Source organism: Pseudomonas sp. MWU12-3088 (genome assembly GCF_023242405.1).
GTDB lineage: Bacteria > Pseudomonadota > Gammaproteobacteria > Pseudomonadales > Pseudomonadaceae > Aquipseudomonas > Aquipseudomonas kribbensis.
Genome location: NZ_JALJEA010000002.1, coordinates 476294 through 490140 on the forward strand (window position 1 = coordinate 476294; position 13847 = coordinate 490140).

14 protein-coding genes are annotated in these 13847 nt (G+C 62.3%); 12 read left to right on the forward strand and 2 right to left on the reverse strand.

All coding sequences use genetic code 11. The features are described 5' to 3' along the window. Positions 1-10: 10 nt before the first annotated feature. The 5 genes from gmk to M5B98_RS08015 all read left to right on the forward strand — a co-directional run bounded on the left by gmk (position 11) and on the right by M5B98_RS08015 (position 4444). Positions 11-631: a guanylate kinase gene (gmk, locus tag M5B98_RS07995; RefSeq protein WP_085708867.1), complete on the forward strand. Its 621-nt coding sequence runs from the start codon at positions 11-13 to the stop codon at positions 629-631. Between the two features lie 168 nt (positions 632-799). Next, complete coding sequence (gene rpoZ / locus M5B98_RS08000; RefSeq protein WP_003229503.1) at positions 800-1063, forward strand: DNA-directed RNA polymerase subunit omega; 264 nt, start codon at positions 800-802, stop codon at positions 1061-1063. A 57-nt stretch (positions 1064-1120) separates the two neighbouring features. Beyond that, positions 1121-3226: a bifunctional GTP diphosphokinase/guanosine-3',5'-bis pyrophosphate 3'-pyrophosphohydrolase gene (gene spoT / locus M5B98_RS08005; protein ID WP_007954439.1), complete on the forward strand. Its 2106-nt coding sequence runs from the start codon at positions 1121-1123 to the stop codon at positions 3224-3226. Between the two features lie 24 nt (positions 3227-3250). Then, the gene (locus tag M5B98_RS08010; protein ID WP_003229509.1) at positions 3251-3631 is read left to right on the forward strand and encodes a RidA family protein; all 381 of its coding nucleotides are present in this window, start codon (positions 3251-3253) and stop codon (positions 3629-3631) included. Between the two features lie 72 nt (positions 3632-3703). Continuing rightward, positions 3704-4444: a hypothetical protein gene (locus tag M5B98_RS08015; RefSeq protein WP_114886331.1), complete on the forward strand. Its 741-nt coding sequence runs from the start codon at positions 3704-3706 to the stop codon at positions 4442-4444. 63 nt (positions 4445-4507) lie between these two features. Here M5B98_RS08015 and M5B98_RS08020 read toward each other — a convergent pair whose 3' ends face one another. Next, a complete protein-coding gene (locus M5B98_RS08020) occupies positions 4508-5365 on the reverse strand; it encodes an SDR family oxidoreductase (protein ID WP_248742385.1) in 858 nt (285 codons plus the stop codon). Positions 5366-5553: 188 nt separating this feature from the next. On the opposite strand from M5B98_RS08020, the gene exbB reads away from it, so the two are divergent. From exbB to M5B98_RS08050, 6 genes are all read left to right on the forward strand, one after another. Next, positions 5554-6516 carry a tonB-system energizer ExbB gene (exbB, locus tag M5B98_RS08025; RefSeq protein ID WP_248742386.1) on the forward strand — a complete coding sequence of 321 codons (963 nt, stop codon included), beginning with the start codon at positions 5554-5556 and terminating at the stop codon, positions 6514-6516. A 6-nt stretch (positions 6517-6522) separates the two neighbouring features. Then, positions 6523-6951 (forward strand): TonB system transport protein ExbD, encoded by a 429-nt coding sequence (gene exbD, locus M5B98_RS08030; RefSeq protein WP_085708863.1) that lies wholly within the window; start codon positions 6523-6525, stop codon positions 6949-6951. Next, positions 6948-7697, forward strand: a complete 750-nt coding sequence (locus tag M5B98_RS08035; RefSeq protein ID WP_085708862.1) for an energy transducer TonB — start codon at positions 6948-6950, stop codon at positions 7695-7697. Before exbD ends, M5B98_RS08035 begins: the two co-directional genes overlap by 4 nt. 175 nt (positions 7698-7872) lie before the next feature. After that, positions 7873-8802: a hydrogen peroxide-inducible genes activator gene (locus tag M5B98_RS08040; RefSeq protein ID WP_064379831.1), complete on the forward strand. Its 930-nt coding sequence runs from the start codon at positions 7873-7875 to the stop codon at positions 8800-8802. A 9-nt stretch (positions 8803-8811) separates the two neighbouring features. Further along, the gene (gene recG, locus M5B98_RS08045; RefSeq protein ID WP_248742387.1) at positions 8812-10887 is read left to right on the forward strand and encodes an ATP-dependent DNA helicase RecG; all 2076 of its coding nucleotides are present in this window, start codon (positions 8812-8814) and stop codon (positions 10885-10887) included. Between the two features lie 79 nt (positions 10888-10966). Further along, positions 10967-12367, forward strand: a complete 1401-nt coding sequence (locus tag M5B98_RS08050) for an aminoacyl-tRNA deacylase and HDOD domain-containing protein (RefSeq protein WP_114886341.1) — start codon at positions 10967-10969, stop codon at positions 12365-12367. A gap of 71 nt (positions 12368-12438) precedes the next feature. Here the strand turns inward: M5B98_RS08050 and M5B98_RS08055 are convergent, their stop codons facing one another. Beyond that, on the reverse strand, positions 12439-12822 hold the full coding sequence (locus M5B98_RS08055; RefSeq protein WP_096817262.1) for an SCP2 sterol-binding domain-containing protein: 384 nt from the start codon (positions 12820-12822) through the stop codon (positions 12439-12441). 587 nt (positions 12823-13409) lie between these two features. On the opposite strand from M5B98_RS08055, the gene M5B98_RS08060 reads away from it, so the two are divergent. Then, the gene (locus M5B98_RS08060; RefSeq protein WP_085708860.1) at positions 13410-13787 is read left to right on the forward strand and encodes a DUF6124 family protein; all 378 of its coding nucleotides are present in this window, start codon (positions 13410-13412) and stop codon (positions 13785-13787) included. Positions 13788-13847 lie beyond the last annotated feature (60 nt).

Genomic DNA, 13847 nt, shown 5'->3' on the forward strand with positions numbered 1-13847 from the left:
GGCAACAGACATGACCCACAGCACCGGCACCCTGTACATCATTTCCGCCCCTTCGGGCGCGGGCAAGAGCAGTCTGGTCAAGGCCCTGACCGACGCCAACCCGGAAATCCGCGTCTCGATTTCCCACACCACCCGCGCCATGCGCCCGGGCGAAGTGGACGGCGTGAACTATCACTTCGTGAGCCGCGAAGAGTTCGTGAAGATGGGCGAGCACGGCGACTTCCTCGAACGCGCCGAAGTCTTCGGCAACTTCTACGGCACCTCGCAAAGCCGCCTGCAGCAGACCCTGGACGAAGGTCACGACCTGATTCTGGAGATCGACTGGCAAGGCGCCGAGCAGGTTCGCAAGCTGATGCCCCAGGCCCGTTCGATCTTCATCCTGCCGCCATCGCTGCAGGCCCTGCACCAGCGCCTGACCAATCGTGGCCAGGACAGCGACGAAATCATCGCCGGCCGGATGCGCGAAGCGGTCAGCGAGATGAGCCACTACGTCGAGTACGACTACCTGATCATCAACGACGATTTCGCCCACGCGCTGGACGATCTGAAAGCGATTTTCCGCGCCAATCAGCTGCAACAGAAACGCCAGCAAGTGCGTTTCGGCAAATTGCTGGCCGAATTGCTGGGCTGAAACAGCACTTCCCAAAACCGCTGCAAGGGCTTTACATTGGTGCTTGCAGCGCGTTGAAGAGTCTGGTCAAAAAATCAGCGCTTCCCTAATCGCTGGTGATTTTTTAAACTGTTGAGTCCGCTCGCCCAACCGGGCAGCGCGCATATTGCATTCGCTCCGAGGAATACCATGGCCCGCGTAACCGTTGAAGACTGCCTAGAACACGTGGAAAACCGCTTTGAGCTGGTCATGCTCTCTACCAAGCGTGCCCGTCAACTGGCCACCGGCGGCAAAGAGCCCCTGGTACAGTGGGAAAACGACAAACCGACCGTAGTTGCGCTGCGTGAAATCGCTGAAGGCCTGATGAGCTACGAGTTCATCGCCGAGCAGGAAATCGTCCACGAAGACCCGGTCTTCGCTGCGTTCGAGGACGAGTCCAACGAGGCCGTCTAAGCCTATGCCTGGTCGACGTAGCACGGCGCGGGATCACAGCCTACGGCAGGAGTTATCATGCCGAGCATAGACGCCCTCGCCGATCGCTTATCGACCTACCTCGGCAATGACCAGGTCAACCTGGTCCGCCGAGCGTATTTCTACGCCGAACAAGCCCACGACGGCCAACGCCGCCGCAGCGGCGAGGCGTATGTCACGCATCCTCTTGCCGTGGCAAACATTCTTGCCGACATGCACATGGACCATCAGAGCCTGATGGCCGCGATGCTGCATGACGTGATCGAAGACACCGGTATCGCCAAGGAAGCGCTGCAAGCGCAGTTCGGTGAAACCGTGGCCGAACTGGTCGACGGGGTCAGCAAACTGACCCAGATGAACTTCGAGACCAAGGCCGAAGCCCAGGCTGAAAACTTCCAGAAAATGGCCATGGCCATGGCACGCGACATTCGCGTGATCCTGGTCAAACTCGCCGACCGCCTGCACAACATGCGCACGCTGGAAGTGCTGTCCGGCGAAAAACGCCGGCGCATCGCCAAGGAAACCCTCGAGATCTACGCTCCCATCGCCAACCGCCTGGGCATGCACGCGATCCGCATCGAGTTCGAAGACCTCGGCTTCAAGGCCATGCACCCGATGCGTTCCGCGCGGATCTACCAGGCGGTCAAACGCGCCCGGGGCAACCGCAAGGAAATCGTCAACAAGATCGAAGAATCCCTTGGCCATTGCCTCGCCATCGACGGCATCCAGGGCGAAGTCAGCGGTCGCCAGAAACACCTCTACGGCATCTACAAGAAAATGCGCGGCAAGCGTCGGGCCTTCAACGAGATCATGGACGTCTACGCGTTCCGGATCATCGTCGACAAGGTCGATACCTGCTACCGCGTGCTGGGTGCTGTACATAATTTGTACAAACCGTTGCCGGGCCGCTTCAAGGATTACATCGCGATCCCCAAGGCCAACGGCTATCAGTCGCTGCACACCACGCTGTTCGGCATGCACGGTGTACCGATCGAGATCCAGATCCGCACCCGCGAAATGGAAGAGATGGCCAACAACGGCATTGCCGCCCACTGGCTGTACAAATCCAGCGGTGACGAGCAGCCGAAAGGCACCCATGCCCGGGCCCGTCAGTGGGTCAAGGGCGTGCTGGAAATGCAGCAACGTGCCGGCAACTCGCTGGAATTCATCGAGAGCGTGAAGATCGACCTGTTTCCGGACGAGGTCTACGTGTTCACCCCCAAAGGCCGGATCATGGAGCTGCCCAAAGGCTCCACGGCGGTCGACTTTGCCTACGCGGTGCACACCGACGTCGGCAACAGTTGCATCGCCTGCCGGATCAACCGTCGTCTCGCGCCGCTGTCCGAACCGCTGCAAAGCGGCTCCACGGTCGAGATCGTCAGCGCTCCCGGCGCGCGGCCGAACCCGGCGTGGCTCAACTTCGTGGTCACCGGCAAGGCGCGGACCCACATCCGCCATGCGCTGAAACTGCAACGCCGCTCCGAATCCATCAGCCTCGGCGAACGCCTGCTGAACAAAGTGCTCAACGGTTTCGACAGTGCACTGGAACAGATTCCGGCCGAACGCGTGAAGGCGATGCTCACCGAGTACCGTCTCGAACTGATCGAAGACCTGCTCGAAGACATCGGCCTGGGCAACCGCATGGCCTACGTCGTGGCGCGCCGCCTGCTCGGCGAAGGCGAACAATTGCCAAGCCCGGAAGGGCCGCTGGCGATTCGCGGCACCGAAGGTCTCGTGCTCAGCTACGCCAAGTGCTGCACGCCGATCCCGGGCGACCCGATTGTCGGGCACCTGTCGGCGGGCAAAGGCATGGTCGTGCACCTGGACAACTGCCGCAACATCAGCGAAATCCGCCACAACCCGGAAAAATGCATCCAGCTCTCGTGGGCCAAGGATGTCACTGGCGAATTCAACGTCGAACTGCGCGTCGAGCTGGAACACCAGCGCGGCCTGATCGCCCTGCTGGCCAGCAGCGTCAACGCGGCCGACGGCAATATCGAGAAAATCAGCATGGACGAGCGCGATGGCCGCATCAGCGTCGTCCAGTTGGTGGTCAGCGTCCACGACCGTGTGCACCTGGCCCGCGTGATCAAGAAACTGCGCGCACTGACCGGGGTGATCCGCATCACCCGCATGCGTGCCTGAGCCCACCATTACAAGGAGTCATACATGACCAAGACCGTTATCACCAGCGACAAGGCCCCGGCCGCCATCGGCACTTACTCCCAGGCGATCAAGGCTGGCAACACTGTCTACATGTCGGGCCAGATCCCGCTGGACCCGAAAACCATGGAACTGGTCGAAGGCTTCGAAGCCCAGACCGTCCAGGTCTTCGAGAACCTGAAAGCCGTAGCCGAAGCCGCCGGCGGTTCGTTCAAGGACATCGTCAAGCTGAACATCTTCCTCACCGACCTGAGCCACTTCGCCAAGGTCAACGAGATCATGGGCAAGTACTTCGACCAGCCATACCCGGCCCGCGCCGCCATCGGCGTTGCTGCCCTGCCAAAGGGTTCGCAGGTTGAGATGGATGCCATTCTGGTCATCGAGTAATGCGTACGGCGCGGCCCTCAAGGTCGCGCCGACTGCTCTGCGGTAAAGAAAAGGTTTTGAAAGGATTCCACCATGCGCAAAGCGCTTGCTCTCTCGCTGCTCGCCATTTTCCTCGGCGGTTGCGCCAGCAACCCTGCCGACCGTGACATCAGCGGCACCTGGATCAATCAGGTCGCCATCGATGCCGCCGCCAAGGGCGGCCCCCTGCGTGAAGCGCTTCAGGCCTATGGCCCGAACCTGGAATGGGACATCAACACCAAGGCCGGCCAGGCCCGCTTCACCAACGGTTTCGAGAACGTCGAAGGACGGCTGCAGGGCGAACAGTCCGGCGCCTGGAAAGTCGACTTCTATGGCAGCTCCGGCAGCGAGCTGAAACGCGACGGCGGCCAGTTGCATCAGGCTGCCAGCGAAAACGAACCGCAGCAGCTCTTCGATCGCGCGCAGATTCCGGTGCCGGAAGGCGCACCGATCGGCGCCAGCTTCGAACGTGCGCTGTATTCGGCCTACCTGGGCGGCAACTGGACCATCGCCAGCGGCCAGGGCGAAGGTGCCACCGTGCAATTCCAGGCTGACGGACAAGTCTCCGGCCTGCCGGGGGCCGACCGCTATGCCTTGTGCCTGGCGGGCGACTGCGCATCGATGAGCAGCGGCAACGACAGTATGTGGCTGCAACAGAACGGCCAGGGCAACAACTGGATCTTCGTTCGCAAGGGCAAGGAGCTTGAGATTTTGCAGGCCGTGAACACGGCACTGGCGGATGAACAACCGCAGTTCAGCCCGGGCGAACGCAAGTGGTTGCTCGAGAAGCAGTAATCTGCGCGTGAAACAAAAAAGGCGGAAGCAAGCCATTGCTCCCGCCTTTTTTACGTCCGCAAGTCAGCAGCGACCTTCAAGAATCGCGGCATACCCCTCGCGATAACTCGGATACTTCGGCACCCAGCCCAACGTCTTCGCCCGGGCATTGCTGCAACGCTTGCTGCCGGTTCGACGGACGCTCTCGTCTTCCGACCACTCGGTGACACCCAGATACTCGCGCAACCACGCCACCACTTCGGCCAGCGGCGCCGGCGCATCGTCCACGCCAATGTAGACGTCATCCAGCGCCACACCCTTGCGATCCGCCTCCAGCAGAAACGCCATCAGGCCCGCCGCGTCATCGGCATGGATGCGATTGCCATACAGCGGCGGATCGACCGCCACGCGATAGCCACGACGCACCTGGGTCAGCAGCCATTCACGACCCGGGCCGTAGATGCCGGTCAGGCGCACGATGCTCGCCGGGATGCCGCTGTTCAGCGCAATTTGCTCGGCCTCCAGCATCAACCGACCGGAATAACCCGCAGCCACGGTTTCGGAGGTTTCATCCACCCATTCCCCGTCCTGCTGCCCGTAGACACTGCTGCTGGAAACGAACAGCAGCCGATCCGGCAATTGCCCGTAATCGTCCAGCCACCCCAGCACATGTTGCAAACCCTGCACATAAGCCGCGCGATAACCGGCTTCATCGTGCTCGGTCGCGGCGGCGCAATACACCAGGTAATCCACGGCACCGACCGGCCAGGTCTCGGGGCAGTCTTCATTGAACAAGTCACCGGCCACACCGATAACGCCTTCCGGCAAACGTGAAACATTGCGGCGCAGGCCATACACCTGAAAGCCGGCAGCCAGCAATTGCGTGGCCAGACGGCTGCCGACATCACCGCAACCGGCGATCAAAACAGAGGGCGCGGACATCAAAAATCTCCCATCGGAAAGCGACAGACTAGCCCTGGCAGGGGACGAGCGGCTAGCAATGAAGGAAAAAAAGCAACTCTATTACTTCTGTTAACAAGAATTACTTGCAATAATGCACCTCACTTTTGTTCTCGGCCTCACGAGGCCTGGAAGAGCATTACCGTTTTTCTACCTCAGGTCCGGCCAGCATGACACGCATTCAAACCCCCGCTTCGCCAACCAACCGACCTCGCGCCTGGAGCGCGGTGGCTGCCCTGCTCCTCAGCCTGATGCTGGCGCCAACCGCCGCTTTTGCTGACGCTCAGGCGCCGGCCACCCCAGCCGCCCACGAGCAGACTGCACCGGCTGCCCCTGCCGCCGCGCCGGCCGCGACCGACCCGGTTCAGGCCGTGGACGCCAGCGCCGAAGACGCACCTGAAGTCCTCGAAGCCGACAACACCCTGGGCATGGCCCACGACCTGTCGCCATGGGGCATGTACCAGAATGCCGACATCATCGTGAAGATGGTGATGATCGGCCTGGCCATCGCTTCGATCATCACCTGGACCATCTGGATTGCCAAAGGCTTCGAGCTGATGGGCGCCAAGCGTCGTCTGCGTGGCGAAATCGCTGCCCTGAAAAAAGCCGCCACCCTTAAAGAAGCCAGCGCCACCGCGGCGAAGGAAGGCACCCTCGCCAACCTGCTGGTGCACGACGCCCTCGAAGAGATGCGCCTGTCGGTCAACTCCCGCGAGAAAGAAGGCATCAAGGAACGCGTCAGCTTCCGCCTCGAGCGTCTGGTAGCCGCCTGCGGCCGCAACATGAGTAGCGGCACCGGCGTGCTCGCCACCATCGGTTCCACCGCACCGTTCGTCGGCCTGTTCGGCACCGTGTGGGGCATCATGAACAGCTTCATCGGCATCGCCAAAACCCAGACCACCAACCTCGCCGTCGTGGCCCCGGGCATCGCTGAAGCGCTGCTGGCCACCGCACTGGGTCTGGTCGCTGCGATTCCTGCCGTGGTCATCTACAACGTGTTCGCCCGCTCCATCGCCGGTTACAAGGCTCAGGTGTCCGATGCGTCGGCAGAAGTCCTGCTGCTGGTCAGCCGCGACCTCGACCACCAGCCTGAGCGCAGCAGCTCGCAGCCGCACATGGTCAAAGTGGGGTAATCGGCCATGGGCCTGCATTTGAAAGAAGGCGCAGACGACGATCTGGCCGAGAACCACGAAATCAACGTCACGCCGTTCATCGACGTGATGCTGGTGCTGTTGATCATCTTCATGGTTGCCGCTCCGCTGGCCACCGTGGACATCAAGGTTGACCTGCCTGCCTCGACCGCCAAACCGGCACCGCGGCCAGAGAAACCGGTGTTCCTCAGCGTCAAGGCTGACCAGCGCCTGTACATCGGTGACGACGAAGTCAAAGCCGAAACCCTAGGCGCCGTGCTCGATGCCAGGACCCATGGCAAGAAAGACACCACCATCTTCTTCCAGGCCGACAAAGGCGTGGATTACGGCGACCTGATGAGCGTGATGGACAAGCTGCGCAGCGCCGGTTACCTGAAGGTTGGTCTGGTCGGCCTCGAGAGCGCAGTCAAGAAATGATCACGACGCGCCATAAGCTGACGCGTTACAGCGGTAGCCTGGCCGTGGTGCTGGGTGTTCATGCGCTGGCCATCGCGCTGGCGCTGAACTGGACCGCCCGCCCGCCCATCGAACTGCCGCCGCAGGCAATGATGGTCGAGCTGGCACCGGTTCCGGCCCCGCCACCGCCTGCACCGCCGAAAGTCGTCACGCCACCGCAGCCACCGGCTCCGGTCGAAGAACTGCCGATCCCGAAACTGGCCGAAGCCCCCAAGGCAGAGATTGCCGTACCCAAGCCGAAGCCAAAACCCAAGCCAAAGCCGCAACCGCCAAAACCGGTTGAGAAGAAACCGGAGCCTGTGAAGGAAAAACCTTCCGAGGAAAAACCGGCTGAGCCTCAGCAGACCCAGGCGCCGACGGAGAAATCCGCCCAGCCGGCACCGGGCCCGTCGCCAGCACAACTGGCGGCCAAGGCCAGCTGGCAAGGCACCCTGCTCGCGCATTTGCAGAAGTACAAGAAGTACCCGGCAAGCGCACAGGCACGGGGCAAGGAAGGCTTGAACCGGTTGCGTTTCGTGGTCGATGGCGAAGGCAACGTATTGTCGTTCGAACTGGTGGGCCGCTCCGGCAACGCCGATCTGGACCGGGCCACCCTGGACATGATCCGCCGCGCCCAACCGCTGCCCAAGCCACCGGCCGACATGTTGACCAATGGCTCGATCGAAATTGTTGCGCCGTTTGTTTACTCGCTGGAACGCCGCCGCTGATCTGCACCGGCAGAACACGGCTCGATCCCGCCAGAAAGGCACCGAAAGGTGCCTTTCTCATATCTGCCAACGGCAAACCGGCATTGCCCGGTGTCGCATTCATCACTCAGTCTGATAACGTGCGTCTATCGATTGCAGCCGGTATGCTTGGCCCGCATCTTCATGGACGCTTGCTATGACTCTCACAGAATTACGCTACATCGTTACCCTCGCCCAAGAGCAGCATTTCGGCCACGCGGCCGAGCGTTGCCACGTCAGCCAGCCGACCCTGTCGGTGGGCGTGAAAAAGCTTGAAGACGAACTCGGTGTGCTGATTTTCGAGCGCAGCAAAAGCGCCGTGCGCCTGACCCCGGTCGGCGAAGGCATCGTCGCCCAGGCGCAGAAAGTGCTGGAGCAGGCCCAGGGCATCCGCGAACTGGCCCAGGCCGGCAAGAACCAGCTGACCGCCCCGCTGAAAGTCGGCGCAATCTACACCGTCGGCCCGTACCTGTTCCCGCACCTGATTCCGCAACTGCACCGGGTCGCCCCGCAGATGCCGTTGTACATCGAAGAAAACTTCACCCACGTGCTGCGCGACAAACTGCGCAACGGCGAGCTGGACGCGATCATCATCGCCCTGCCGTTCAACGAAGCCGACGTGCTGACCCTGCCACTCTACGACGAGCCGTTCTACGTCCTGATGCCGGCCCAGCACCCGTGGACCCAGAAAGAATCCATCGACGCCGCGCTGCTCAACGACAAGAGCCTGCTGCTGCTCGGCGAAGGCCACTGCTTCCGCGATCAGGTGCTGGAAGCCTGCCCGACCCTGACCAAGGGCAACGACGGCGCCAAGCACACCACGGTCGAATCCAGCTCGCTGGAAACCATTCGCCACATGGTCGCGTCCGGCCTGGGCATCTCGATCCTGCCGCTGTCGGCGGTGGATAGCCATCACTACGCCCCGGGCGTGATCGAAGTGCGCCCGCTGTCGGCACCGGTGCCGTTCCGCACAGTGGCCATCGCTTGGCGCGCCAGCTTCCCACGGCCGAAAGCCATCGAGATCCTCGCCGACTCCATTCGCCTGTGCTCGGTCGCCAAACCCGCCGCGCCGGTCACGGCCGGTTAAGTCAGCGTCATGACGGAGCTGTCGCAGGTCTCGGTCACCGCACTAAAGGGTGTCGGTGAAGCCATGGCCGAGAAACTGGCCAAGGTCGGCCTGGAGAATCTCCAGGACGTGCTGTTCCACCTGCCGCTGCGTTATCAGGATCGCACCCGCGTGGTGCCGATCGGCGCGTTGCGGCCGGGGCAGGACGCCGTGGTCGAAGGCACCGTCAGCGGTGCCGACGTGGTCATGGGCCGACGCCGCAGCCTCGTCGTACGTTTGCAGGACGGCACCGGCGGCTTGAGCCTGCGCTTCTACCACTTCAGCAACGCGCAGAAAGAAGGCCTCAAGCGTGGCACGCGGATTCGCTGCTACGGCGAAGCCCGGCCCGGCGCCTCGGGGCTAGAGATCTACCACCCGGAATACCGCGCCATCAACGGCGACGAACCGCCGCCGGTGGATGAAACCCTGACCCCGGTCTACCCACTGACCGAAGGCCTGACCCAGGCCCGCCTGCGCCAGTTGTGCATGCAGACCCTGACCCTGCTGAAACCGGCCACCCTGCCCGACTGGCTGCCGACCGAACTGGCCCGCGACTATCAACTGGCGCCGCTGGCCGACGCGATCCGCTACCTGCACAACCCGCCCGCCGATGCCGACATCGACGAACTCGCCCTCGGTCATCACTGGGCCCAGCATCGTCTGGCCTTCGAAGAACTGCTGACTCACCAGCTATCGCAGCAGCGCCTGCGCGAAAGCATGCGTTCCCTGCGTGCGCCGGCGATGCCGAAAGCCACCAAGCTGCCGGCGAAATACCTGGCCAACCTCGGCTTCAACCCGACCGGTGCGCAACAGCGGGTCGGCAACGAAATCGCCTACGACCTCAGTCAGCACGAACCGATGCTGCGGCTGATTCAGGGCGACGTCGGCGCGGGCAAAACCGTGGTCGCCGCCCTCGCCGCCCTGCAAGCGCTGGAGGCGGGTTATCAGGTCGCACTGATGGCGCCGACCGAGATCCTCGCCGAGCAGCATTTCATCACCTTCAAACGCTGGCTCGAACCGCTGGGCATCGACGTGGCGTGGCTGGCCGGCAAGCTCAAGGGCAAGAACCGCGTGGCCGCGCTGGAACAGATCGCCAGCGGCACGCCGATGGTGGTCGGCACCCACGCGCTGTTCCAGGACGAAGTGCAGTTCAAGAACCTCGCGCTGGTGATCATCGACGAACAGCACCGCTTCGGCGTACAGCAACGTCTGGCGCTGCGGCAGAAAGGCGTCGGCGGGCGCATGTGCCCGCATCAATTGATCATGACCGCCACGCCGATTCCACGGACGCTGGCGATGAGCGCCTACGCCGACCTCGACACCTCGATCCTCGACGAACTGCCACCCGGTCGAACCCCGGTCAACACCGTACTGGTCACGGATACCCGCCGCGTCGAAGTCATCGAACGGGTGCGCAGCGCCTGCGCCGAGGGCCGTCAGGCCTATTGGGTGTGCACGCTGATCGAAGAGTCCGAAGAGCTGACCTGCCAGGCCGCCGAAACCACTTTTGAAGACCTGACCTCCGCCCTCGGCGAGCTGAAGGTCGGGCTGATCCACGGCCGCATGAAACCCGCCGAGAAAGCCGCCGTCATGGCCGAATTCAAGGCCGGCAACCTGCAACTGCTGGTCGCCACCACCGTGATCGAAGTCGGTGTGGACGTACCCAACGCCAGCCTGATGATCATCGAAAACCCCGAGCGCCTGGGCCTCGCGCAACTGCACCAGTTGCGCGGCCGTGTCGGCCGGGGCAGCGCGGTCAGCCATTGCGTGCTGCTCTACCATCCGCCGCTGTCACAGATCGGCCGCCAGCGTCTGGGCATCATGCGCGAGACCAACGACGGTTTCGTCATCGCCGAAAAAGACCTCGAACTGCGCGGCCCCGGCGAAATGCTCGGCACCCGCCAGACCGGCCTGCTGCAATTCAAGGTCGCCGACCTGATGCGCGACGCCGATCTGCTGCCCGCCGTACGCGATGCCGCCCAGGCTTTGCTCGAACGCTGGCCCACCCACGTCAGCCCGTTGCTCGACCGCTGGCTGCGACACGGGCAGCAATACGGCCAAGTGTGAGCACCGTCGCAGTTTCTCAAAGCTCGTTCCAACCAAGCTGGTTATACTCCAGCAATTGTTTCAAAAACGGATACAGACCATGACCGAAGCTGCTCTCGCCCCCGAATCCCCGCACGCTCCGTCTGTTATTCGGCTGCTGCTCAACAAGCTGGGCGTCGCCTACGAAGAAGTGCTCGACCACCACGGCCTCAACGCCTCGCGCAAAGTGCAGGCCGTGTTGCTGGACGACGCGGTCGGTGCGCTGATGGTGCTGTTTCCACAGAGCCAGTTGCTGGATCTCAACCGCCTCGCCGAGCTGACGGGCCGTCGCCTGACCGCCGTGTCCACCGAGCGCCTGGAAAAGATGCTCGGCAAACACAGCCTGAGCCTGCTGCCGGGCCTGCCGGCGCTGACCAGCTCGCCGTGCCTCTACGAAGAAAGCCTGCTGCGCGAGCCGAAGTTGCTGATCAACTCCGGCGAGCCGGGCCTGCTGCTGGAAATCGCCAGCGAAGACTTCAAGACCATGCTGACCAAGGCCAGCGCCGCTAACTTCGGCGAAGCCCTGAGCAGCATCCGCCCGAACCTCGACCGCCCGGACGATGACCGCGAGGAAATCACCCAGGCCGTGCAGGCGTTCACCGCGCGGCGCATCCAGCAGCGTCTGGAAGCGACCATCGAGATTCCGCCGCTGGCCGAAACCGCACAAAAAATCATCAAGTTGCGCGTCGACCCGAACGCCACCATCGACGACATCACCGGCGTGGTCGAAACCGACCCGGCGCTGGCCGCGCAAGTGGTGAGCTGGGCGGCGTCGCCGTACTACGCGTCGCCGGGCAAGATCCGTTCGGTGGAAGACGCGATCGTCCGCGTACTGGGCTTCGATCTGGTGATCAACCTGGCGCTGGGCCTGGCCCTCGGCAAGACCCTGAGCCTGCCCAAGGACCATCCGCAACACACCACGCCGTACTGGCAGCAGTCGATCTACACCGCCGCCGTCATCGAAGGCCTGACCCGCGCCATGCCGCGCGCCCAGCGCCCGGAAGCCGGCCTGACCTACCTCGCCGGCCTGCTGCACAACTTCGGCTACCTGCTGCTGGCCCACGTGTTCCCGCCGCACTTCTCGCTGATCTGCCGTCACCTGGAGGTCAACCCGCACCTGTGCCACAGCTATGTCGAGCAACACCTGCTGGGCATCAGCCGCGAACAGATCGGCTCCTGGCTGATGCGCTACTGGGACATGCCCGACGAACTGGCCACCGCCCTGCGCTTCCAGCACGACCCGAACTACGACGGCGCCTACGCCGAATACCCGAACCTCGTCTGCCTGGCCGTGCGCCTGCTGCGCAGTCGCGGCATCGGCTCCGGCCCGGATGAAGACATTCCGGATGCGTTGCTGGAGCGTGTTGGTTTGACTCGTGACAAGGCCAATGACGTTGTCAGTAAAGTGCTTGAGGCGGAAGTGTTGTTGCGTGAACTGGCTTCGCAATTCAGCCAGGCCTGATTTGCGCCCATAAAAAAGGCCCCACACTCACACGAGTGTGGGGCCTTTTTTGTTGATCGTTCACACCGGACTCAAGCCTTCGGCTTGGCCTTCCTCGGCTTCAAATACTTCATCAACCCCTGAAACCACATCACCAGCGCCGGGTTGCCCTTGAGCTGGATCGACTTGTCCTGAATCCCCTGCATGAATGCCAGCTGCTTGTTCTTCGCCTGCATCGTGGCAAACCCGAACGCCGCATCCTTGAACGCAATCGCAAACGCCGGCTCCGCCACCACCCCGGACTTGCTGGTAATGCGCTGGTCCTTCACCACGAAATGCCGCGCCACTTTCCCGTCCAGAGTCTGCAGCTGAAACACCAGATCCTTGTCACCCAACTGCTGCTGGAACGCAGGATTTGTCCGACTGGCCTTACCCATCAACAGACCCAGCATCCACAGAAGAAAACGAAATTTCATGCGCACAGCCTCAAAAGGAAAATGAACGGCTGGGGGAGTGTAAGGGATTCGGACGGATTCGCCACTATCTTGGATTGATAGAAGACGATGCATGGCTTTTCCTGAAAGATGACTGCCAAGTCACGACTTCGCTCTCAGGACTTGATCGTTCCCACGCTCTGCGTAGGAATGCCTCCCGTGACGCTCCGCGTCACACCCTCCCCCCGTCCTACACCTGAAGAAACACATTCCTGTAGGAGCTGCCGATAGCTGTGGTTTCTTGTTCCTCTACCCCGCAAATCCTTGGGAAATGTCCTTCAAACTGCGGTGCTGTCCATGAACTAGGCAGGCTGGACCATCGTCGATAGCCTCTGTGTGTCACCGCAAAATCGGTGACTCGGACGTGCAAGTCCGGTTCAGGTGCACAATCGCAATGGCATTTCGCCGAGCCTTTTCCTATGCTCGCGGATCGTTATGGCGGCTGTGCGTCGGAGACCTTCGGGTCTGCCGGGCACCTGGACCGGTCTTGCACACCAACGCACAGCTGCCACCTATTTCGAAGTGCAAAGCGAATGGGTGTCGGCCTCACAACTCCAGGAAGCTGCGCAATGATCAAACCAACACCGAATCCCCCCGAAATTCCAGAAAACCCGGAAACCTCCCCCTACGAATCCCTCGATTCAAAGAAACTCCACGAAGCCGCCGAACGCGCCCTCGACCACCACTTCAAACCCAGAGCCTCACGCCCCAAGCGCCTGGGTGGCCTGTTCGCCCTCTGCCCCAACGCCGACGCCGAAGCCCTCATGGCCAACGCCTCCGAAGACCTCCTGTCCATCAGCGCCATCGCCGCCAACCTGGCCGACGACCTCGACGGCCCCCGCCGCTCGATGGCGCTGGGCCTGAGCAGAATGGCGGACGGCGTGCGCTTGATGGTGGAAGGCACGCTCGATCACATTGAGTTTCGGGAGTATCAGGCCAAGCCGTAGCTGAATCGCGGGCTGAAAAAAGGGGACGTTGAGTCCCCTTTCCTGATCTTCGGCAGCAGC